Raw genomic sequence first — 22300 nt, 5'->3', positions numbered from 1 at the left:
CAGTTTTGATCTTCAGTGAACGCCAATCCCACGGCTGGCCACAATCCCTGTGGGAGCGGGCTTGCCCGCGAAGAGGCCGGCACATCCAACAGAAATGTCGGTTGACCCACCGCTTTCGCGAGCAGGCTCGCTCCCACAGTTTTGATCTTCAGTGAACGCTAAACCCACGGCTGGCCACAGTCCCTGTGGGAGCGAGCCTGCTCGCGAAGAGGCCGGCACATCCAATAGAGATATTGGCTGAACTACCGCCTTCGCGAGCAAGCCCGCTCCCACAGGGTTTTCTGCTTACCGACAGGTATCAGGCTTGCAGCTTGAGCCCAGGGGAGCAGGATCAGCTTGATTCGCGCTGACCACAATCTCCGGATCACCGATAGACCTGTGGGAGCGAGCTTGCTCGCGATGGCGGTGTGTCAGACACATGGATGTTGAATGTATGGCCGCAATCGCGAGCAAGCTCGCTCCCACAGGGATATGCGTATACCAATGGGCATCAGGCTTGCAACTTGAGGCCGGGCGCCTGTAACGGATCCTCCGTCAACTCCCGAATGAACAACCCCAGCAACTCCGATTGGCTGCCAATCCCCAGTTTGGCGTAGATGTTCTTGCGGTGAATTTTCACCGTGCCCGGGCTGATGTTCAGTTGTTCGGCCACCGAGGCGCTGGAGTGGCCGCGCAGCAATAGCTGCACAATCTCCTGCTCGCGCCCGGTGAGGATGTGCGCGCCGAAGTGGTCGAAGGCTTCGCGGATCTTGAAGTCCAGGTCTTGCGCCGGTCGCGGTTGCTGGGCCTGACGCAAACGCCAGGCTTCATTGATGACCTGCTCGACCACCGCTTGCGCGCATTCGACGAGCTGCATTTCGTCCCGGCTGAAGGCGCAACTGGCACTGGAGCGCATCAGCGACAACACCGCCATGGCACCACCACCGAGGTCGACGAAAAACGCCACTTCCTCGGCCAGGCCGGTCTGCTGGTAATAGGTCAGGAAGTATTCGCCAAGGTAGAAATGGTCGGGGGCGAACTGGCGCAGGCGCCACAGCCCCGGCGCCTGTCCGCGTGTACAAGCCAGGTAGAACGGATCGAGCAGGTAAGGTCCGCACTGGTAGTCGTCCACGTACACCGCGCGCTTGTCCGCCGAAAACGTATCGAACAACGCCAGGGGCCGGTGATTGCCTTCGTAGACAAACAACACGAAATGATCGACCGGGCAGATTTGTCGAAGCCAGTGGCTCAACCCCGACAGCCGCGCATGCCCGGCAGGCAGGTCGAGCAGGTGGGCGACTCCGGTGGTCCAGAGTTTCAGTTCCTTGGGGCGCATGGCGGCTACAGGCAGAGGAGGATGGCCTTTGGATGCACAAAGTACGCCATGGCGGGTGGCCCCCTGTGGAGCGGGGTGGCGCACGGCAAGGCGTTTGAAAGACGCACCGCATTGGGGCCGGGTGTTACCGAGTGCTACAGGGTTGGTAGCAGAAGTGATCAGCCGGTTGAGTGGTGCTGGACGATCTGGATGAGGTTGCCGCAGGTGTCGTCCAGTACCGCGAGGGTGACCGGTCCCATCACCGTCGGCGGGCGGGTGAAGTGAACCCCGGCGGCGCTGAGCCGGGCATATTCGGCTTGCACGTCGTCGACGCCGAAAAACGTGCAGGGAATGCCGTCCTGCTTGATTGCGCTCTGGAAGGTTTTTGCCGCGCTATGGGCATTAGGCTCCAGCAGCAGCTCGACGCCATCGGGATCGCCCGGGGACGTCAGCGTCAGCCAGCGATGTTCGCCCATGGGAATGTCATGCTTGAGTTCAAAGCCGAGTACATCCCGGTAGAACGCCAGTGCCTTGGCCTGATCATCGACGAGCACGCTGGTGACTACGATTTTCATGGGGTATTCCTCCTTATGATCATTCACGCTCCCGAGGGGCGTTTGCCAGTAGACGGCAACAGTATGGTGAGAATTCCCAGCAGTGGCAGGAAAGAACACAGCGTGTACACGTACTCGATGCCATGGATATCGGCCAGGTGCCCCAGCAGCGCAGCACCGATCCCGCCAAAACCGAACATCAGGCCGAAGAACACCCCGGCGATCATGCCGACATTGCCGGGCACCAGTTCCTGGGCGAAGACCACGATGGCCGAGAATGCCGAGGCGAGGATGAAGCCGATGATCATGCTCAACACGCCCGTCCAGAACAGGTCGACGTAGGGCAGGGCGAGGGTGAACGGCGCTGCGCCGAGGATCGAGAACCAGATTACCCGCTTGCGGCCGATCCGGTCGCCGATCGGGCCGCCAAAGAACGTACCCGCCGCGACGGCACCGAGGAACAGGAACAGGTACAGCTGCGAACTGGCCACCGACAGGTCGAATTTTTCGATCAGGTAGAAGGTGAAGTAACTGGTGAAGCTGGCCATGTAGAAGTATTTGGAAAACACCAGCAACGCCAACACCACCAGGGCGAAGGTCACCCGCCGTTTCGACAGGCCGTGGGTGGCCTTGCTGCCTTGCTTGAGCTTGAACAGGTTCAGGTGATTGCGATACCAGCGGCTCAGGCCGTATTGCACGAGGATGGCGAACACCGCGAACAGCCCGAACCAGGCAACGTTGCCCTGGCCATAGGGAATGATGATCGCGGCGGCCAGCAAGGGGCCGAAGGCGCTGCCGGCGTTGCCGCCGACCTGAAAGGTCGACTGTGCCAGGCCGTAGCGACCGCCCGAGGCCAGGCGCGCCACCCGCGAGGTCTCCGGGTGAAAGGTCGACGAGCCAACCCCCACCAGCGCCGAGGCCACGAGAATCGCCGGGAAGCTGCCGACCATCGACAGCATCAGGATACCGATCAGGGTGCAGACCATGCCGGCCGGCAGCAGCCACGGTTTGGGATGACGGTCGGTGTAGAAGCCGATCCAGGGTTGCAGCAATGAGGCGGTGAGCTGGAAGGTCAGGGTGATCAGGCCGACCTGGGTGAAGCTCAGGCCATAAGTGGCCTTGAGCATCGGGTAGATCGACGGCAGCACGGCCTGGATCAGGTCGTTGATCAGGTGCGCCAACGCACAGGCGCCGATCACGCGCATGACCAGGGGGCTGGCCTGGCTGGCGACCGAGACGGCGGGTGAGGGCGAGCTGAGGGTGGTGGTCGACATGGGCGGGTTTCCGGATAAAAAACGCGAGCCGCGAACGCAAGGCGCAGCCAATTTCAGGGTTCGGCGTTATCCTATGGCCCACAAAGTCGCCCGTCTCGCGCAACTCGGGCACCGACCATCGCAAAAAGGGCGTCATGATCAAGCCATTGCAAACATTTCTTGCGGAGATCGACCAGGGCGGCTGGAGCGTTCGCAGCAGTGCGACCGACTACCCGGAAAACTGGTTTATCGCGCCGCATTCCCATGAAAAGCATCAACTGATCTATGCCATCGAAGGCGTGATGGTGGTGCACGCCGCCACCAGCCAATGGACAGTGCCGCCGAGCCGTGGCATCTGGATGCCGAGTGGGGTCGTGCATTGGATTCGCTGTGTCGGGCCGATCAAGATGCGCAGCGTGTTTGTGCACCCCGGCGCGAGCCCGGACCTGCCCGGCGAAACCCGCGCGGTGAGTGTGTCCGCATTGCTCAGTGAGCTGATCAAGGTCTCGGTGGATTTCGATTTCAATTGCAATCCGGACTCGCGGGAAGCCCGGGTGCTGCGGCTGATCCTGGATGAACTGACGATCCTGCCGACCTTGCCTTTGAACCTGCCGCAGCCCACCGATCAACGGATCAACCAGATCTGTAGCGCGTTGCAGCAGGACCCAGGCGATGGCTCGACCTTGTCGGACTGGAGTGCGCGGTTGAGTCTCGACGCCAAAACCATCCAGCGCCGCTTCCGCAAGGAAACCGGCATGACCTTCGGCCAATGGCGCCAGCAAGCGCGACTGCTGCTGGCGCTGGAACGCATCGCCGTCGGGGAGAAGATCATCGACATCGCCGGGGAGCTGGGGTACGACAGCCCGAGCGCGTTCACGACCATGTTCAAGAAGCAGTTCGGCAAGACGCCGAGTGATTTTTTCAGGTGAGGCGGCCGCCCGTGGGACGGCCGCTTGACGCTTGAATCCGTTCAGGATCCTTGCGGTGTTTCACCCCGCGCCAGTCGGGCATTGATGTCTTCGATGACCGCCGGCAGATCGACGATGGTGTCGATCAGGTAGTGCGGGCGGGAGCCTTCGAACATCTTGACGATGCGGGCCCGCTCACTGTCCAGCCGGTCGGAAGGCAGGGCCTTGTATTGCTCGTAGGTCAAGCCCAGGGCATTGCCGGAACAGGTCAGCGCGACCGTCCACATCCCGGCGGCACGGCCTTCGAGAATGCCGGGCCAGGTGTCGTCGACCTTGACGCAGGCGGCGACGTCGCTGATCCCCAGGGCAATCACGTTGGCCAGGGCCTGGGCCGGGTAGGGGCGGCCGTTCGGCACCTCGTCGGTGGCCACCACATGGTCCGCCACGTAGCCATTGTGCCGCGCCAGTTCGACCACTTTTTCCATGACCACGGCCGGGTAACCGGAGCAGGAACCGATTTTCAGGCCCTTGTCGCGCAAGGCGTCGATGGTGTTCAGCGCGCCGGGTATCAGGGCCGAGTGCAGGGCGATTTTCTCGATCTGCAGTGGCATGAAGCGCTCGTAGAGTGCGGTGACATCGTCATCGGTCGGCAGGCGGTCAAACACGGCACGGTAGCGCTCGGCGATCTGCGGCTGATTGCACAGGGTGCGGATGTGATCCCACTTGCCCATGCCCATCGGGCCCCGGGCTTCTTCCAGCGAAACGGCGACGCCGAACTCGGCAAAGGCTTCGACGAAAATCTGCGTGGGGGCGAAGGAGCCGAAATCGACAACGGTGCCGGCCCAGTCCAGGACCACGGCTTGCAGTTGGGTCGGTTGTTGGTAATTCATGGTGTTTCTCCATTTTTTGTTGTGGGCAGGCCGTCCCTCCTGTCGCCAGGAAGTAGGCCTGTGGATTGCTCAAGGGTGAGACGAAATCAGGTGGCCGGCGTTGGGCTCGAGTCGAACAGCTCCGCGATCATCGGCCGGTTTCGGCGAATGCCCAGGCAGCACAGGTGGTAGTCGATGGAAAACGGGTGATTGACGAAGGTGATCGGTTTGGTGCCGGGCGTTTCGGCGTACTCGACGGCCGAGACGAAACCGATACCGATGCCCTTGGCGATGGCATGGACGATGGCCTCGCGGCTGTTCAACTGCATGACGCAATTGAGGGCGACGCCCAGGCGCTTGCAGCTTTCCTCTACCAATTGGCGAGTGCGGGAGCTTTTTTCCCGCAGCACCCATTTCTCTTCGCTGATCTGCTCGACATGGACTTCTTTCTGCCGGGCCCAGGGATGGTCCTCGCGCACCACCGCAATGATCGGGTAGCGCCGGTAAAGCTGCGTGTCAAAACGCTGGTCGAATTCGGACAGGGCCAGGATCGCCACATCGATATCGAAGTTGAACAGGCGATCCAGGGTCTCTTTTTCCGGAGAAAACGAGGTTTCCAGCTCGATGTCCGGGTGCCGCTGCATCAGTTCGTAGGTCAGGTTCATCGCAATGGGCGGGGACACCGCGCCCAGGCGCAGCATGCCGGTCTTGCGTTGCTTGAAACTCTGCAGCAGTTGCACGGCTTCATCCTCCTGGCCGAACAGGCCCTGGGTGATCGCATAGAGTTGGTGCCCGGCGGCACTCATTTCGATAAAGCGGCCGCGGCGATGGAACAGCTCCACGGAAAACTTCTTCTCCAGGGCATTGACCTGCTCACTGACCGTGGGCTGGCCGACGCTCAGGTACTCGGCGGCGAGGGTGAAGCTGCCGGTCTTGGCCACCGCATGAAATGAACGTAGCCACTTGTGGTACTGGTACATAGACGATCCTGTTCCTGAGCCGCTGGCACTGATTCAATCTGTCCAGCCAGGCAATCAACGCCTGATGAACAGCGCTACCGACGCGCTGCAGAGACAGGCAGCGGTGACCACGATGAAGATCAGCGAGGTGTTGCCGGTACTGTCGAGCATACTGCCGATCAGCGGTTCCGCCAGGCCGGCGAACAGGTAGGACGAGAAGTTCATCACCCCGGTCGCCGTGCCGGCGCGCTTGGCGCCTACCAGGTCCGGGCACAGCGCCCAGAAGCTGGAAGCGGGGCCGTACACGAAGAAACCGCAGAGGAACAAGGCCACAAGGCCGGTCGCGCTGTGGGGGGCAAGGGTCCACATCCACAAGCTGGTGGCCGCGCCCAGGAACATGTAGAGCATGATCGCCAGGTAGCGTTTGGAGCCGAACAGCTTGTCCGAGATCCAGCCGTTGCTCAGCGCACCGATGGCCATGCCGACCGGAAGGGCCACGGTGATCCATTTCGGATCGATCATGCTGTCGCCGCTTTTCCAGTTGGCGCCCAGAAAGTGCACCGGCACCCAGACGATCAAACCGTAGCGGGCAGCGTTCTGGAACCCCAGGGACACGGCGGCGATGATCAGGCGAAAGTTTTTCAGAACAGCCTTGTAACGCTGCGCGGAAGTTTCGACTTCGCCATGGGCCACTTCATGGCTTTTGTCCTCGGCGTTGGCCACACCGGTGTCGGCCAGCGGTTCGAATCCCAGGTCTTGCGGACGCTCGCGGGCCACCAGGTAGAAGATGATGCCGCCGGCCAGCATGAGCAACACGGGCAGGCGGAAGATCCAGCGCCATTCCAGATGCATCACTTCCAGCACGACGATCGAGGTCACGTAGGAAAGAACGGAAGCGCAACCGGCCGCGAACACGTAGAAGCCGTAGACCTTGCCGCGTTCACCTGCGCTCCACCAGTTGGAGATCAGTCGGCTGCCCGGTGCCCAGCCCAATGCCTGGAAGTAGCCATTGATGCCCCAGGGCAGGATCAGCCCGGCGAAACCGCTGGCGAAACTGGTCACCCAGTTGGCGCCACAGGACAGCACGGCGCCCAGGGTCATGATGCGTCGGCCACCGAATTTGTCGGCGAGGTTGCCGTTGATGGCCTGGCCAATGGCGTAGGCCCAGAGCATGGCGGCCGACGCCCAGCCAAGGTGCTCTTTGGTAAAGCCGAACTCGGCCTGGATACCCGGGATGGCGAAACCGAACGTTTGTCGCCCGGTATAGAAAAACAGATAACAAAACATGGCAGCCAGCAGCATGCGCCACTGGGCGACGCGAAACGATGCGCTGTGGACGGCGAGACCTGGCATGGTTTGGGCACGATTCATGATCTTTTCCTTATTCTTGTTCGTTCCCTGCGAGTTGCGTCGCAGGGTGCACTCTTTTTCAGGTGCGGCAGGAAATCGTCGCGGCTCGTTACGCCGCTGGCAGTGTAGTGTCTTGGGGGCTGTCGAGCCCTAGGCCGCTCGTGAGCCGATGAAGTTCTTGCCGCGTGCACCCTGCAGGGCGAAGTCGATCATGGCTTGCGCCTCTTCGGCCGTTACGCCGTAGTCGGCGAACTCGGTTTTCACATCCAGGCTGTGCAGGAAGGCGCGCAAGCGGGCCTGGGCTTTATCCAGGTCTGGCCCGAAAACCCGTTGCAGGGTCTTGTCGCGCGTTGCGTCGTGGCCCCAGGCGAGGCCCAGTACCAGTGGCAAGGTGAAGGAGCAGGCGATGCCATGGGGCAAGCCGTAGTGCAGGGTCATCTCATAGGAAATGGAGTGAGCCAGTGCGGTCTTGGTGTTGGAGAACGCCATGCCCGCCTTGAGTGCGGCGAGGGCCATCCGTGAACGCAGTTCCTGGTTGGACAGTTCACGTCGCAGCAAGGGCAGGCATTCGAGGATGTCTTCGATGGCAGAGATGGCGAAGGTGTCGGAAAGCGGGTTGGCGTTGATGTTCCAGATCGATTCCAGTGCGTGGGACAAGGCATCCAGGCCGGTGGATACGGTGACGCCGGCCGGCACTGTGAGCATCAATTGCGGATCGATGATCGCGACCTTTGGCCAGGTGCAGTCCAGGTGCAGGGAATACTTCTTGTGGTTGGCCGCGTCCCAGATCGTCGCCCAGGGCGTGACTTCACTGCCGGTGCCTGCCGTGGTCGGGGCTGCGATCAGCTGTTTGCTGCGTACCGGAACGAAGGGTTTGCCGCTTGCCAGCAATGCCAGCAGCTCATCGAAGCGGCCTGACTCGGTGCCGACAATCAGCGCTTTTGCCGTGTCGATGGCACTGCCACCACCGACGGCAATCACCGCATGGCAATCCCCGGCTTCCTGCCAGAAGCGTTCATAGGTCGCGCGCAGTTGCGCGACATCGGGATTGGGCTGGACATCTTCGATCACGTAGACCAGACGTTCGCCCAGCAACGCTTGAAGGCGATCCACCAGCCCCAGGTCACGGGCTTCGGGAAATGTCACGACGGCAACGTTCTGGTATTCGGTGATGGCGGCCAGCTCTTGCAGGCTGCCCCAGCCGAAACGGGTATCCACTGGGTTGTGAAATCGGGCGGTCATGGCGGGTCCTTGGTTTTTGTTGTTGGAAGTGACGCCATGCTCGCGGTCCACGGACTGCTGCACAAATCGATAATTCGCAGGTTTGAATCGGCTGGGCCGATAGTGGGGCGAGCTCACGGGACACGTATCCACCTGTGATTCGAATGAACGAAAGCTGTCCGGCGTAAAGGAACTACCTAGAACACTGCGGAAAATGCCGTCACTGATGGGGTTAGTCTCAATATCCCGCCTGCGGGGGCTGCCTTAGGCTGTGGGCTTTTGGCAAACCAATGGGCGGAGTCGCCATGCGTTTTTTTGAACTGATCACTTTCACCGTGCGGGTGCGCACGGTGGCGCAAGCATTGGCGCAGATCGAGGCGGCGCTGGACGATCCGAAAGTCGGCGGCACACTGATGGGCTGCTGGGCCTCTGAGATCGGCCAGTTGAACCATATCGCTGTGCTGCGCGGCTACGCAGATGAGCACCTCAGGCAAGCGGAACGCGAGCGCTTCCTGCTGGGGGGCGGGGCGTTTGGCGTCAACGAGTTCATCACCGACCTGCGCATCGAAAACTACACGCTGTTTCCCTTCATCGAGCCCATGAGTGCCGGCCAGCACGGTCCGTTCTATGAGTTGCGCGTCTACGACCTGGTCAGCAGCGGCTTGCAGCCGACACTCGACGGCTGGAGCAACGCCATTGAAGCGCGGACCGCCGAGCAGTATTCGCCGGTGTACGCGGCGTTTTACGCCACCGACGGCGCGCTGCCACGTTACCTGCACATCTGGCCGTGGGTCAGCCTCGAGCAGCGCTTGCAGGTGCGCACCCAGGCGGTCGCCGACGGCGTCTGGCCGCCGGAAAACTCCGGCCCGCAACTGCGCGACATGTGCTCGACGATCTACCTGCCGGCGCCGTTCTCGCCCTTGCAGTGACGGGGGCACGGCTCGACTAGCCAGGGGTGAATTCAAGATGGTTGAATAGCGCTCCCCAAGACGTCGAGACAACACAGTGCTCAGAAACGTGACGGACATGGATTTGCGCCTGCTGCGCATTTTTTCCATCGTCGTGAAATGCGGTGGGTTTACCGCGGCCCAGGCCGAGTTGAACATGAGCCAGTCGAACATCAGCACGCACATTTCCGGGCTGGAAAAGCGCCTGGGCTACCGCATCTGCGAGCGCGGGAAGGGCGGGTTTCGTCTGACCGAAAAGGGCCAGCGCATTCTCAAGGCGTCGTCGGTGATGTTCAGTGCGGTGGACGCCTTTCGCGACGAGGCACAGGACCTGGCGGGGCGGTTGGTCGGCGATCTTCATGTGGGCCTGGCCGACAATATCGCGACCTTGCCGACGGCGCGCATCGATGCCGCCATTGCGCGGTTCTATCAGCGTGAGCACGACATGCACCTGCACATCTTCGTCAATTCGCCGACGGAGTTGGAACTGGCGGTGATTGATGGGCAACTGGACCTGGCCATTTCGTACTTCAGCCGGCCGTTGCCGACCTTGACCTATCAGCCACTGTACTCGGAAGAAATCGGGGTTTTCTGCGGGCAGGCGCACCCGTTGTTTGACGTGGCGTCGCCGAGCCTGGAACAGCTCCAGGCCAGCGACTGGATTCGCCACGGTTTTCTGCCGGTCGATCAGGTGCTGCCGATTGCACCGGATCGCGCTTCAGCCACCGCCTACCACATGGAGGCGGTGGCCCATGGCGTGCTGGCCGGGACCCATCTGGGTTATCTCCCGGCGCACTACGCCCGGCCGTGGTTACAGAGCGGGCAGATGCGGGCGTTGCACCCCTTGAAGCTTCGCTACGAGGTGCAGCACAGCATGATCACCCATGTCGGCCATCCGCAAAGCGAAGCGGTTCGCGCGTTTATTGCGGACTTGCTGGCCGAGCACGGCGTGTAGCCAATCAGCCCAGGCAGCGGGTGACGTGCTTGACCGACTGATAGGCCGACAAACCCCACGGCCCAAGTTCGCGGCCGATGCCGCTGCCCTTGGTGCCGCCCCACGACGTTTCGACGAACACGGCCTGGATCGAGTTGATCCACACATGACCGACTTCCAGCGCATTGGCGACACGTTCGGCACGTTCCAGGTCGGCACTGATCACCGTGGCGACCAGGCCAAAACGGCTGTCGTTGGCCAGCGACAAAGCTTGCTCCTCTGAACTGAAGCGATGGCTGCACAACACCGGGCCAAAAATTTCTTCACGCCACAAACGGCTGTTCAACGGCACGTCGGTGTACAGCGTCGGGCAGACGAACCAGCCCAAATCAGGCAGCACGTCGACACCGGCCGCACAGTGCAGGCCTTCGGCGCGGGCGATGGCGAAGTACTCATTGACCTTGTTCCATTGCGCCTGGCTGGTCAGCGGGCCCATGTCAACTTCGCCAGTGAGCGGGTTGCCCACGCGCAGTTTTTCCAGGGCTACTTTCAAGCGTTCGGTCAGCGCATCGGCGATGTTGTCCTGCACCAGCAGGCGCGAGGTGGCCGAGCACATCTGGCCGGCGTTCCAGCAGATGCCGGCGACGACCCATTCCACGGCCTGATCGAGGTCGCAATCGTCGAACACCACGATGGCCGACTTGCCGCCCAACTCCAGGGTGACCGGCCGGCAGTGGGTGGCGCTGCTGCGCATCACCTGGCTGCCAACGGCATTGCTACCGGTGAACGAGAGCTTGTCGATGCCGGGGTGATTGCTCAACGCCGCACCGGTTTCAGCCTTGCCACCGACGATGTTGAGCACGCCCGCCGGTAAGCCAAGTGCCTCGGCGATGTGGCCGTAGGTCTGTTCGATCAGCGGGGTGATTTCCGAAGGCTTGAGCACTACGGTGCAACCGGCGGCCAGGGCCGGTGCAAGCTTCCAGGCACTGGTGACCAACGGGAAGTTCCACGGCACGATCAAGCCGACCACACCTACCGGTTCCAGGCGTGTGTGGGAGGTGAAACCGGGCACGGACAGGGCCACTTCACGGCGCTGCTGATCCGTGAGTCCTTCGGCAAGGCCAGCGTAATAGGTGAAGGTAGACACCGCGTCGTCGATGTCGACGACCGCCTCGTGATGCGGTTTGCCGTTGTTCTGCATTTGCAGTGCGATCAGGCTTTCGCGGCGCTGTTCGATCTGCTCGGCGAAGCCACGCAGGTAGGCGGCGCGTTCGCTCGCGCTGATGTTGCGCCAGGCAGGCAGCGCCCGGCGCGCGGCGGCGATGGCTTGATCCACTTGTGCCGTGCTGGTGGCCATGAATTCAGCAAAGGGTTGGCCGAGGGACGGGTCGAACACGGTAATCAGCTCGGCACCTTCACCCGCCACCCAGTGTCCGTCGATGTAATGTGCGTGGGTCATGCGGATACTCCTGGCAGGACGCCCTTGACTGCGTTGCGAAAGATCTGGCTGTAGTCGGCGGCGCTGAGGACGCAGGCGTTGGTGTCGGAAGAAGAAATGTCGGCGAGCGCTTGTTCCCCGACCCAGTCTGCCGCCTTGGCGTCGAGGCCGATTTCCTCCAGGCAGTGGGGAATCCCGAGCCGTTGACGCAACTCCAGCACCCAGTCGAGGAAGCCTTGGAAGTTCGCCTGCGGCAGTTCCAGGTAGCGGGCCAGCCGTGCGATGTCCGGGCTGATGGTGTCGCGGTTGGCGATTAACACGTAGGGCAACAGGATCGCGTTGAGCAATCCGTGATGCTTGTGATAACGCGCACCCAGTGGATGGGCGAGGGCATGCACGCCGCCCAGGCCTTTCTGGAACGCCACCGCTGCCATGGCCGAGGCCACCAGCATGCCTTCGCGGGCGACCAGGTCCTGGCCATTGGTGTAGGCATTGAGCAGATGCTGCTGGATCAGGCGAACACCTTCGACGGCCACGCCGGAGGACATCGGGTGATACAGCGGCGAGCAGAAGGCTTCGATGTGGTGGGTCAGTGCGTCCATGCCCGTCGCGGCGGTCAGCGCTGCTGGCAGGCCGCGGGTCAGTACGGGATCGAGGATCACCGTGGCCGGGAGCATTTCCGGGTGGCTGATCACACGCTTGATGTTCAGTTCACTCTGGGTCAGCACGGCTTCGCGACCCAGTTCGGAACCGGTGCCGGCGGTGGTAGGCAGGGCGATCAGGCGTGGCAGGTTCAGGCGTGTGAAATCCGCCAGGCTCGGGTAGTGGGCCATCACTTGCGACCACTCGAAGCGCACCAGGCCTTCAGGGTCGACGGCCGCGAGGCTGATGCCTTTGGCAGCATCCATCGCGCTGCCGCCACCGAGGGTGATCAGCGAATCGTGTTGCCCGGCGTGGTAGGCGGCAACGCCACGGGCCACGTCGCCCATGCTCGGGTTGCTGGCGAGGTCGCTGAACACCGCGAATGGAATCCGTGCCTCGGTCAGTCGGGCCTTCAGCAGCGCCAGTGGTTCCAGTGCGAGCATGCCAGGGTCGGTGACCAGCAGCGGGTTGCGCATGCCCAACAGGTTGCAACGCTCGGCCAGCAGGTCGAGCGCGCCCGGCCCACAGAAAATTTCTGTAGGGTAATTCCAATAGTGAACAGACATTTGAAACTCCGGATCGGCGAGGCCCATCAACCGTGGGCCTCACACAACAAGACAGGGGGTGTTATTCGGTGCGCAGTTGTGGGGTGGCGGTGCGCAGATACGGCTTGGCCCAGACCATGTAAAGCAGGCCCAGTACTGCCAGCACCGAGAACACCAGGATTACCGCCCACACCTGGAACCACGGCGCGCCCGGTGGTGCCAGCGATTCCCTGGGCCAGGCAACGTTGATGGCTTCGAACACCAGCCACACGAACGCGACAACGTTCACCAGTAGCCCCCAGCGGCCGAGGCTGAATACGCCAGGTTCGGGTTTCCAGCGACCACTCAGGCGGGCGAGCAGGGCGCAGGACACGACGATCAAAAACACCACGAAGAAGCCGCCGCTGCCGAACGCAATCAGGGTGCCAACGGCGGTCGCGTTCAAGCCCAGCGCCAGGCCGAAACTGGCAAACAGGGTGCTGAAGACCATGGCCGCGAACGGCACCTTGCGCTTATCGACCTGACGCAACAGCGCCGAGGCCGGCAGGATCGAATCGCGGGCCATGCCGAACACGGCGCGACCGATGTAGGTCTGCACCGACACCACACAAGCGATGAACGCCACTAGCACGATGCCCACAAATGGACGCTCCGACCACGCACCGAAGGCGTCGACGACGGCTGGGGTGACCGGGTCGATGATCTGCCCCGAGACCATGCCGGCAGTGTTGGTGTAGGACAGCGTCACGGCGAACGCGGTTAGCATCACGGTCAGGCCGACCAGGATCATTGAACGCAGAATCGCACGCGGCGTTGAGGTACGGGCGTCGGCGGTTTCTTCCGACACTTGCGAGCAGGCATCAAACCCGAGGAACGCCCAGCCACCGACCGCCATTGCCGTCAGGAAACCGGAGAAATACGAACCGTCAGCGTTGCCGGTGGCCGGCAAGCCTTCCAACAGCAACGACAACGAATGGTTGCGGAAGAACAGCAGCAACAGCACGCCAATGCCAATCGAGGCAATGGCTTCGGCGACGATGCCGGCGTTGACGAAATGCTTGAGCGGGTTGATCCCGAACAGGTTCACGCCCAAACCCACCAACAACAGCACCGCGCCACAGAACACCTGGGCATTGGCCGACGGTGGCTCACCGGTGAAAAACAGCCACAACCAGAAACCGCCGAGGTAGGCCACGGTGGTCAGCGAAGCCAGCGCCGAGGCCAGGTACATGAAACCGGTGAACCAGGCCCAGCGGTCGCCGGCCAGGCGCTTGACCCACTGGTAGCAACCACCGGCCAGCGGGTATTGCGAGGCCAGTTCGGCATAGACCAGTGCAACGAGCAATTGCAGCGCCAGGCACAACGGCACGATCCACACCCAGGACGGCCCGGCGCTCATGGCGCCCAGGGACATCACCGAATAGATACCCACGACCGGCGACACTGTGGCAAAACCCACCGAAAACGACGACCAGAGGGACAAGCCTCGATGCAGTTCCTGGGCATAACCCTGGCTGTGCAGCAGGTTTTCATCGGCATTTTGCCGTGAGGGGGAGGAGGTCATTGATCACCTCCAACACAAGCGCAACGACCGGCACGCAAGCGTGCGAACGTAAATGACATGGGAATTCCTTGGGTCGGCAGACACATTGTTTTTAGGATCGCCTTTTAATCAGGCTTACCGACGAAACGGGCTCCTGCGGGGAGGAGTGGGGGCAAGCTTAAATCAGCCAAACATTGGGAAAAATTCATATGTTTGTAGGCTGACTTCTGGATTATTAAATGTTTACCGGGGGGCCGCTGCGCGGCCCAACGGGGGCAAGCCCCCTCGCCACAGGGCTCGTGTTTAAAAGGCGTCAGGGTTACTTCATGAAAGCTACAAGACCTTGCGCCGTTGCCTACGGTTACCCCAGAATCCGCCGGCTTGTGCGTCGTGGGCCTTGGTTCTAACGTTTGCGTGTCGTTGCCAATTCAGCGACCAGGCTTGGAACCCTGACGTATAAACGACGCATGTTGCCCTTCATGACATATGCCTGCACGCTGTTAAGTGTGTGCTCCGTTATGGCGGCTGTGCGCGGGAGACCTTAGGGTCTGCCGGGTTCGTTTACCCCGGGTTCCAACCTGCGTACAGCTGCCACCCTTCGCGTGGAACCGAATGGTGCAGCTCCATCAGTAAACGAGGATGTGCCATGTTCAAGGTAACTCCCAATCCGCCGGACGCCGATCCGACATCCCCCTACGAAAGCCCCGATTCAAAAAAACTCCACGAAGCCGCCGAGCGCGCGCTGGCCTTTCACTTTCCCTCAACCGCTGACATCAAAGCCGCGCCGCGCACTCCCAGCCACCTGTTCACCGTTGACCCCGAAGCCACGACCGAAACGCTGGTGGTGTATTTGGTGGAGACGCTGGCGTCCGTTGATGTGATGGTGCATCAACTGGTGGACCACCTGGACGGTGGGTCGCGCAATGCGCTGCTGGGTATTTCCAACAGTGTGATGCTGGCGGAGATCACGGCGAACCGGGTGTTGGATCAGATTGACCCGCCTGAGTAGGTCAATGCTGATGCGGCGGTCCTTTTTGGGGCCGCTGCGCGTCCCAGCGGGACGGTGCGGCGTTCCGACAAGCTCCCTCGCCACGGGTTCCCTGTTCGGGCGGTAGTCAGGTGGCTGCCACTGAATTTCCCAGTCCATCCGTGCCTGTGCCAGCCTATTCCGGTATAGCCAAGGTCTATTTCATTCGCTTCCTGGTATTTAACTCAGTCCTGAACACGCAGTTTCAGTTGCGAACCGGATTCCCGCCTCAGTGCAACGCCTGCTCGTCCAGGTATTCATTCAGGCACTCGATGAACGCCTGATGCTTGCGCGTGTGGCGCCGGTGCGCCGGGTAAATCACGTGGATTTTGCGGCCGAACTGCTCAGGGTCGAGGTCGGCATCGGGCAGCAATTGCACCAGTTCGCCGCGGCGGATGTAGGGCGCGGCGCTCCATTGCGGGCAGAACTGCAAACCCCGGCCGGCCAACAGGGCGCCCAACAGGAAGTCATAGTTGTCGCTGCTCAGGCGCGGTATCGGCTGGGCGATGCGTTTGCGTTCACCCTGGTGTTCGATCCACCAGTAATGCGGATTGAGCGCCGGGTGACGAAACAGCAGCCAGTCATGTTGATTGAAGGTGTGCGGTTGAACCTCCAGCGGGTTGCGTTGCAAGTAGCGCGGGCTGGCGCACAGGAGGATGCGGTTGGCGGTCAGCGGGCGCGTGATCAGATCGGGCAGCTCTATCGGGCCATCCCGCACGGCCAGGTCGAAACGGCCTTCGACCAGGTCGACGAACTCATCGGTCAGCACCACGTCCAGGCGCATCTGCGGGTAGCGCTCCAGAAAGCGGCAGCACACCGCATTGAGAAAGGCCGGTGCGAACGAGGGCGGGGCGGTCACGCGCAACAGGCCATACATTTCCCGCTGCAACTGGTCGATGTCTTCCCGGGCTTGTTCCAGTTGCGTCAGCACTTGCCGTGAACTGGCGAGGAAAATCTCCCCGGCCTCGGTCAGGGCGATGCGGCGCGTGGAGCGCTCGAACAGGCGCGTGCCCAACTCTTCTTCCAGATGGGTGATGGCCCGGGTCAGGGCCGAGGTGGTCTTGCCCAATTGCGAGGCGGCGCGGGTGAAGCTGCCCTGGTCGGCGGTTTCGACAAACATCGCGATGGCGCTGAGTTGGTCCATTCAGTGTTTCCTGTTTGGAAAGTATGTGTTGCCTGCGCCGAGTATTCTTTACCGCTGCCCGGTTCGCTAGTCTCTCGGCATTCATACAAGAAAAAAGGTGCGGGACGATGAAGCGAATATTCCAGTCGGCGTTGGCCATGGCCATTGGTCTTTCCTCTATGGAAAGCATGGCGGCTGCCGATCTGATTTTACATAACGGCAAAGTCTTTACCGCCGAGCAGGGCAAGGCGCTGCAACAGGCCGTGGCGGTGGAGGACGGAAAAGTCGTCAAGGTCGGCAGCGACGCCGAGGTGCTGGCCCTCAAGGACCCCGGCACGCAGGTCATCGACTTGCAGGGCAAGGTGTTGATGCCCGGCTTTATCGACACCCACAGCCACGCGGTATTTGGCGGCGTGAAGCTCAAGTCCGCCGACCTTGAGACGCAAATGCTGCCATTCGATGAGCTGGAGCAGCGCTTGCGTGAGTGGCGCGACAACGGCAAGGCCCGGCATGGCGACATCCTGGTTGTCGGTGGCGCACCCTCGACCTACTGGAGCCAGGTGGCGGAGTTCGAAAAACGCTTCAACCAGGGTGAATGGGCGGACACGCCGATCCTGTTCGTCGGTTGGGATTACCACACCGGCTGGGCCAACAAGGCCCTGCTCAAGCGCGCCGGTATCGATGCCGAGCGGGTCAAGGCGCTCACCGGCGAGGCGGTGGCGACCATCGGCCACCATGACGACAACACCCCCAACGGCTTCGTTGCCGATGCCGGTTTGTCGGCGGTGATGTCGCAACTGCCGCCGGCCAGTCTCGAGCAACTGATCGGCGCTGCCGAGGCGGCCCGCGATCTTTACCACAGCCTGGGCGTGACCGCCCTGATGGACCCTGCGGCCAACGCGGTGCCCGGGGATGCGTTGTTCGACTTCAAGCCTACGGTGAAAAACGTCGGGGTGCTGCCGGCGTACAAGGCGTTGGCGGACAAGGGTGAACTGCGCCTGCACGTGGCGGCCTTGATGGTCGTCAACCCCAAGAGCAAACCCGCCGACCTTGAGGTCATGGAACAGGTGCGCCAGCAGTTCGCCGACGTCGACAATCTGAGCCTGCCGGGCATCAAGGTGTTTGCCGATGGCGTCGCCGAGTTTCCGGCACAAACCGCGTCGTTGCTGTCGCCCTACAAGAACTCGCTCAAGGGCGGCGAACTGCTGATCGACCCGGCGCACTTCGCTGAGCTGGTGGGGGCCGCCGATGCTCGCGGCTGGCTGGTGCATGTGCATGCCATCGGTGATCGTGCGGTGCGTGAAACCCTCAATGGCATCGAGCAGGCACGCCGCGAGGGGCACAACAAGGTGGCCCACTCCGTCACTCACTTGCAGATGGTCAACCCCAAGGAGTTCACCCGCTTCAAGCCGCTCAATGTCATTGCCTCGATGCAACTTTACTGGGCATCGGCAGACGAGCTGAGCATCGATTTGCTGCAGCCTTACATCAATGCCATGCAATTCCAGTTCATGTACCCGGCGCGTTCGCTGCTCAAGAACGGCGCGACCATTTCCGGGGCCAGCGACTGGCCGGTGTCGACGCCGGATCCGTGGAAAGCGATCGGGCAAGCCATCAGCCGCAAAGGCCCCAAGGGTGTGCTGAACCAGGCCGAAGCCATCGACCGCGAGACCATGTTCTACGCCTACACCCGCAACGCCGCCAAAACCATTGGCCTGGAACAGCAGATCGGCTCGCTGACCCCGGGCAAGCAAGCCGACATGATCGTTGTCGATCGCGATGTGTTCAGCGCGCCTGAAACGCAGCTGGCTGACACCCAGGTACTCAAGACTTACTTCGCCGGCCGCGAAGTCTACAGCCGCCCGTAACTCCCCCTGTTCGCCCACCCTTTGCCCAGCCGGCAAGGGGAGGGCGAAGCCTTGCCTAATCAATAATAAGAAGGGACCCGACACATGCATCGCCCTGCATTGACCCTGTTTGTCGCCTGCACTTTTTTGCCGCTGGCCGCCCACGCCCTGACACTGACCGATGACCTTCAACTGATGCTCAAACCGGCGGTGGTCAGCGACTACCGCAGCCGGGGTTTGTCACTGACCCTTGGCGACCCGGCGGCGCAACTGGATGCCACACTGCTGCACAGCAGCGGTGCCTACGGCGGGGTCTGGACCTCGAATGTCGATTTCGGCCTGAACTATAAAACCCGATTGGAGCAGGATTTCTACGCAGGCTTTTTCAAGCAGATCACCGATGACGTCAGCCTTGACGTGGGTTACCTCAAGTACACCTACGCCAGGCAATCGGATTTCAATCAGAGTGAGGTCTACGCCATCGTCAAAGCCTATGGCTTCAAGTTCGCCAGTTACTACTCCAACGACTTGCAGACTTACCTGGGCAAGGACCAGGACACGCTCTACACCTGGCTCGGCTACAGCTACGCGCTACCGGCGGACACGGGGTTGGAGGTGCGCTATGGCCGTTTCGATTTCAAGGATGACGTGTTCGTGTCCGGCAGCGGCGATACGCGCGGTGACTATCACGAATGGGAAGCGCGGCTGACCCACAGCGCGGTGGGGGTCGACTGGGCGCTGGCGTACATTGACACCGATCTTTCCACGCACGAGTGCACCAGCTACTACGGCTATGGTGACGTGTGCACCGCCACCGTGGTGGTCAGCGCCAGCAAGACCTTCTGATCAGGGCGCGGTACTTCCTGCTCCCTGATCCGGAAAAGGTGCGCTTTTAGAACCGATCCAGCCGGTACGGCGCCGTCGCTGGCAGGCTGTGGGGCTGGGTGTCGGTCAAGGGCGAGGCCATTTGCGCGATCATCTCTGCCGTGACCGCCGCCTGGGTCAACCCCAGGTGCTGATGGCCGAAGGCAAGCAGGACCTTGCCGTCGCACACCCGGTCGATGATCGGCAGGGAGTCGGGCAGGGAGGGGCGGAAACCCATCCATGGCGTGGCGGCTTCTGCACTCAGTTCACGCTTGAACAGGCCTTTGCTCAGGCGATGCAACTGCCAGGCGCGCTCCATGGTTGGCGGGCACTCCAGGCCGGCGAATTCAACGGTGCCGGCCAGGCGCAGCCCGTCTGCCATCGGCGTCATGATGAACTTGCGCTCCAGCGACGTGACGGCGAACGGCAGGCGCCCGTGTTCGTGGGGCAGCATCAGGTGATAGCCGCGCTCGGTGTCCAGCGGCACCTTCTTGCCGGTCAGCGTGGCCGTGAGTTTCGCGGAATGCGCGCCGCAGGCGATCAGCACCTGGTGGCTGGTGAGTCGGCCCTGATCGGTGATCAACGACACGCCGTGTTCATTCAATTGCCCGCCCTCGACCCGCAGCTTGAGGAACTGCACGCCGCTGCTTTTAGCGGCGCGGACCAGTTCGCCGACCACCCGGAAGGGATCGAGAAAATGCCCGGTGCGCGGGAAGAACAATCCACCCTGGATCTGCTCGCTCAGTTGCGGCGCCGCCTCGCGTACCGCCTTGGCCTGCCAGAAATCCACTGGCACCTGCTGCTGGCGCATGCGCACCTGTAGCGCCTCGATGGCCTGTTGCGAGTCGGCGCGCTCGAACACCAGCAACGAGCCGTCTTCCTTCATCAGTTCGGGACGGTCGATCGCCTGCAGCAAGCGCTGCCAGGCACCCAGGCTGCTTTCATTGAGCGCGCGGATGCCGGCCACGGTGCGCTGGAACGGCGCCGGGCGCAGGTTCAGCAGCAGGCGTGCGAACCAGGGCAAGGCCCGGGGCATGTATTTCCAGTCCAGGCGCAGCGGGCCCATCGGGTCCATGAGCATGGCCGGCAGGCGTTTGAGGATGGACAGGTCGGCGATGGGGAACACCTGTTCCGTGGCCAGGTGCCCGGCATTGCCGAACGAGGCGCCACGGCCAGGCTCCTGTTGATCGATGACCACCACCCGCCGGCCCTGGCGCGCCAGGCGCAGGGCGCAAGCGACGCCGATGATGCCGGCGCCGATCACGGCAACGTCCGCCACTGTATTGGGGCTGTTGAAAAGGGAGTCGTTGGACATGGCCTAGGCTTCTCTCTGGCCGTCGAGCAGGCGACGCAACTGCAACGGATTGTCGTGCTTGAGCGCGGCCGGCAGCAAGGCGTCGGGGAAGTCCTGATAGCAGACCGGGCGCAAGAAACGCAGGATGGCGGCGGTGCCGACCGAGGTGCTGCGCGCATCGGATGTCGCCGGGAACGGGCCGCCATGGACCATGGCGTCGCACACCTCCACCCCGGTCGGCCAACCATTGACCAACAGGCGCCCGGCCTTGCGTTCCAGGGTCGGCAGCAAGGCGCGGGCGCTCTCCACATCGCCGTCGTCCAAGTGCAGGGTGGCGGTCAATTGACCTTCAAGCTGTTCGATGACCTGGCGGATTTCCTCGTCGCTGGTGCATTGCACGATCAACGATGCGGCACCGAACACTTCCGCCTGCAACGCCGGGTTGTCGAGAAAGTCACGGGCCTGGGTGACGAACAGGTGGGCCTGGCACTGGTTAGGCGTTTCGCCCCGTAGGCCCCTTGCCACGGTTTGCGCGTGTTCGGCCAGCGAACCGACGCCGGACTCGTAAGCGTTGAAGATGCCGGGGGTGAGCATGGTCTGCGCCGGGCTGTTCTGTAGCAGTTGCGCAGCTGTCTTGATGAACCGCTCAAGGTCCGGGCCCTGGCGGGCAATCACCAGACCTGGGTTGGTGCAGAACTGGCCGGCGCCTTGGGTGAGGGAGGCGACGAAGCCTTGCGCCAGTGTTTCGGCTCGCGATTGCAGGGCCGCCGGGAACAGCAATACCGGGTTGATCGAGCTCATTTCCGCATACACCGGGATCGGCTCGGGCCGCGCCTGGGCCGCGCTGCACAAGGCCATGCCACCGCTGCGTGAGCCGGTAAAACCCACGGCCTTGATGCGCGGATCGCTGACCAGGGCGATGCCCACTTCGCGGCCGGAGCCGAACAGCAGCGAGAACACGCCTTCGTGCAGCCCGCACAGTTTGACGGCGCGAGCCAGCGCCCGGCCCATCAGTTCACTGGTGCCGGGGTGCGCGCCATGGGCCTTGACGATCACCGGGCAACCGGCGGCCAGCGCCGATGCGGTGTCGCCGCCGGCAACCGAGAAGGCCAGGGGAAAGTTGCTGGCGCCGAACACTGCCACCGGGCCGAGCGGGACCTGACGCTGACGCAGGTCCGGGCGGGGCAGGGGCTGGCGTTCCGGCAGTGCGGAGTCGACCCGTACATCCAGCCACTCACCGGCCCGCACGGTGCGGGCAAAGGTGCGCAGCTGCTGGCAGGTGCGGCCGCGTTCACCCTGGATGCGCGGGCGTGGCAGGCCGGTCTCGGCCACGGCGCGGTCGATCAACTCATCGCCGAGGGCTTCGATTTCACTGGCGATGGTTTCGAGGAATTCGGCGCGGGCGTCCAGGGATGTCGCGCGATAGCTGTCCAGGGCACTCCACGCCAGGGCGCAGGCCTGCTCGACGTGTTCGCCGCTGCCACCGTGATAGGCCGGTTCGAGGGGCAGATCAGTGGCCGGGTCGATGCCGCGGATCGCTTCGCGGTTGCCGGTGATGGCCTGCTGGCCGATCAGCATGTTGCCTGTCAGAGTCATGGTGTTTCCTTAAAAAAATTGGGCGGTTCCGTCAGCGAAACAACGGGGCTCCAGGGGGTAATGCCGATCAGTCAAGCCGAGCCCCTGTGGCG

At 62.4% G+C, this 22300-nt stretch carries 19 protein-coding genes; 6 read left to right on the top strand and 13 right to left on the bottom strand.

From position 1 onward, the window contains the following. Positions 1 to 490 precede the first annotated feature (490 nt). The 3 genes from PMI26_RS01010 to PMI26_RS01020 form a co-directional block, all read right to left on the bottom strand. Positions 491 to 1315 carry a response regulator transcription factor gene (locus tag PMI26_RS01010; protein ID WP_007980574.1) on the bottom strand — a complete coding sequence of 275 codons (825 nt, stop codon included), beginning with the start codon at positions 1313 to 1315 and terminating at the stop codon, positions 491 to 493. 158 nt (positions 1316 to 1473) lie between these two features. Next, positions 1474 to 1869, bottom strand: coding sequence for a VOC family protein (locus PMI26_RS01015; RefSeq protein WP_007980572.1), 396 nt, complete (start codon positions 1867 to 1869; stop codon positions 1474 to 1476). A 23-nt stretch (positions 1870 to 1892) separates the two neighbouring features. After that, positions 1893 to 3122 (bottom strand): MFS transporter, encoded by a 1230-nt coding sequence (locus PMI26_RS01020; RefSeq protein ID WP_007980571.1) that lies wholly within the window; start codon positions 3120 to 3122, stop codon positions 1893 to 1895. 134 nt (positions 3123 to 3256) lie between these two features. On the opposite strand from PMI26_RS01020, the gene PMI26_RS01025 reads away from it, so the two are divergent. Then, positions 3257 to 4030, top strand: coding sequence for an AraC family transcriptional regulator (locus PMI26_RS01025; protein WP_007980569.1), 774 nt, complete (start codon positions 3257 to 3259; stop codon positions 4028 to 4030). Between the two features lie 41 nt (positions 4031 to 4071). Here the strand turns inward: PMI26_RS01025 and phnX are convergent, their stop codons facing one another. From phnX to psrA, 4 genes are all read right to left on the bottom strand, one after another. After that, positions 4072 to 4899 (bottom strand): phosphonoacetaldehyde hydrolase, encoded by an 828-nt coding sequence (gene phnX, locus PMI26_RS01030; protein WP_007980567.1) that lies wholly within the window; start codon positions 4897 to 4899, stop codon positions 4072 to 4074. 86 nt (positions 4900 to 4985) lie between these two features. Next, on the bottom strand, positions 4986 to 5858 hold the full coding sequence (locus tag PMI26_RS01035) for a LysR substrate-binding domain-containing protein (protein ID WP_007980564.1): 873 nt from the start codon (positions 5856 to 5858) through the stop codon (positions 4986 to 4988). 54 nt (positions 5859 to 5912) lie between these two features. Continuing rightward, the gene (locus PMI26_RS01040; protein WP_007980563.1) at positions 5913 to 7208 is read right to left on the bottom strand and encodes an MFS transporter; all 1296 of its coding nucleotides are present in this window, start codon (positions 7206 to 7208) and stop codon (positions 5913 to 5915) included. Positions 7209 to 7337: 129 nt separating this feature from the next. Next, positions 7338 to 8429: an iron-containing alcohol dehydrogenase PsrA gene (gene psrA, locus PMI26_RS01045; RefSeq protein WP_007980561.1), complete on the bottom strand. Its 1092-nt coding sequence runs from the start codon at positions 8427 to 8429 to the stop codon at positions 7338 to 7340. A gap of 284 nt (positions 8430 to 8713) precedes the next feature. Here psrA and PMI26_RS01050 point away from each other — a divergent pair, with 284 nt between their 5' ends. Next, positions 8714 to 9337 carry an NIPSNAP family protein gene (locus tag PMI26_RS01050; RefSeq protein WP_007980559.1) on the top strand — a complete coding sequence of 208 codons (624 nt, stop codon included), beginning with the start codon at positions 8714 to 8716 and terminating at the stop codon, positions 9335 to 9337. 76 nt (positions 9338 to 9413) lie between these two features. After that, positions 9414 to 10310, top strand: a complete 897-nt coding sequence (locus PMI26_RS01055; protein WP_007980556.1) for a LysR family transcriptional regulator — start codon at positions 9414 to 9416, stop codon at positions 10308 to 10310. Between the two features lie 4 nt (positions 10311 to 10314). Here the strand turns inward: PMI26_RS01055 and PMI26_RS01060 are convergent, their stop codons facing one another. The 3 genes from PMI26_RS01060 to PMI26_RS01070 all read right to left on the bottom strand — a co-directional run bounded on the left by PMI26_RS01060 (position 10315) and on the right by PMI26_RS01070 (position 14478). After that, a complete protein-coding gene (locus PMI26_RS01060) occupies positions 10315 to 11748 on the bottom strand; it encodes an aldehyde dehydrogenase family protein (RefSeq protein ID WP_007980554.1) in 1434 nt (477 codons plus the stop codon). Beyond that, complete coding sequence (locus PMI26_RS01065; RefSeq protein WP_033048495.1) at positions 11745 to 12935, bottom strand: iron-containing alcohol dehydrogenase; 1191 nt, start codon at positions 12933 to 12935, stop codon at positions 11745 to 11747. The genes PMI26_RS01060 and PMI26_RS01065 overlap by 4 nt, the downstream gene beginning before the upstream one ends. 61 nt (positions 12936 to 12996) lie before the next feature. After that, positions 12997 to 14478, bottom strand: a complete 1482-nt coding sequence (locus PMI26_RS01070) for an APC family permease (protein WP_007980545.1) — start codon at positions 14476 to 14478, stop codon at positions 12997 to 12999. 625 nt (positions 14479 to 15103) lie between these two features. Here PMI26_RS01070 and PMI26_RS01075 point away from each other — a divergent pair. Next, positions 15104 to 15466: a DUF6124 family protein gene (locus tag PMI26_RS01075; RefSeq protein WP_007980543.1), complete on the top strand. Its 363-nt coding sequence runs from the start codon at positions 15104 to 15106 to the stop codon at positions 15464 to 15466. Positions 15467 to 15713: 247 nt separating this feature from the next. Here PMI26_RS01075 and PMI26_RS01080 read toward each other — a convergent pair whose 3' ends face one another. Beyond that, positions 15714 to 16628 (bottom strand): LysR family transcriptional regulator, encoded by a 915-nt coding sequence (locus tag PMI26_RS01080; protein ID WP_007980541.1) that lies wholly within the window; start codon positions 16626 to 16628, stop codon positions 15714 to 15716. A gap of 107 nt (positions 16629 to 16735) precedes the next feature. On the opposite strand from PMI26_RS01080, the gene PMI26_RS01085 reads away from it, so the two are divergent. Together PMI26_RS01085 and PMI26_RS01090 are read left to right on the top strand one after the other, a co-directional pair. Continuing rightward, on the top strand, positions 16736 to 18475 hold the full coding sequence (locus tag PMI26_RS01085; RefSeq protein WP_007980540.1) for an amidohydrolase: 1740 nt from the start codon (positions 16736 to 16738) through the stop codon (positions 18473 to 18475). Positions 18476 to 18559: 84 nt separating this feature from the next. Continuing rightward, a complete protein-coding gene (locus tag PMI26_RS01090; RefSeq protein ID WP_007980538.1) occupies positions 18560 to 19300 on the top strand; it encodes a TorF family putative porin in 741 nt (246 codons plus the stop codon). 46 nt (positions 19301 to 19346) lie between these two features. On the opposite strand, the gene PMI26_RS01095 is transcribed toward PMI26_RS01090, so the two are convergent. Both PMI26_RS01095 and PMI26_RS01100 read right to left on the bottom strand, forming a co-directional pair. Further along, on the bottom strand, positions 19347 to 20633 hold the full coding sequence (locus tag PMI26_RS01095; protein ID WP_007980536.1) for an FAD-dependent oxidoreductase: 1287 nt from the start codon (positions 20631 to 20633) through the stop codon (positions 19347 to 19349). Between the two features lie 3 nt (positions 20634 to 20636). Continuing rightward, positions 20637 to 22208 (bottom strand): aldehyde dehydrogenase (NADP(+)), encoded by a 1572-nt coding sequence (locus PMI26_RS01100; protein ID WP_007980534.1) that lies wholly within the window; start codon positions 22206 to 22208, stop codon positions 20637 to 20639. Between the last annotated feature and the right edge of the window lie 92 nt (positions 22209 to 22300).

It is taken from the genome of Pseudomonas sp. GM33 (assembly GCF_000282295.1).
Taxonomy (GTDB): Bacteria; Pseudomonadota; Gammaproteobacteria; order Pseudomonadales; family Pseudomonadaceae; genus Aquipseudomonas; species Aquipseudomonas laurylsulfatiphila.
This window is presented reverse-complemented; position numbering and strand designations above follow the sequence as displayed.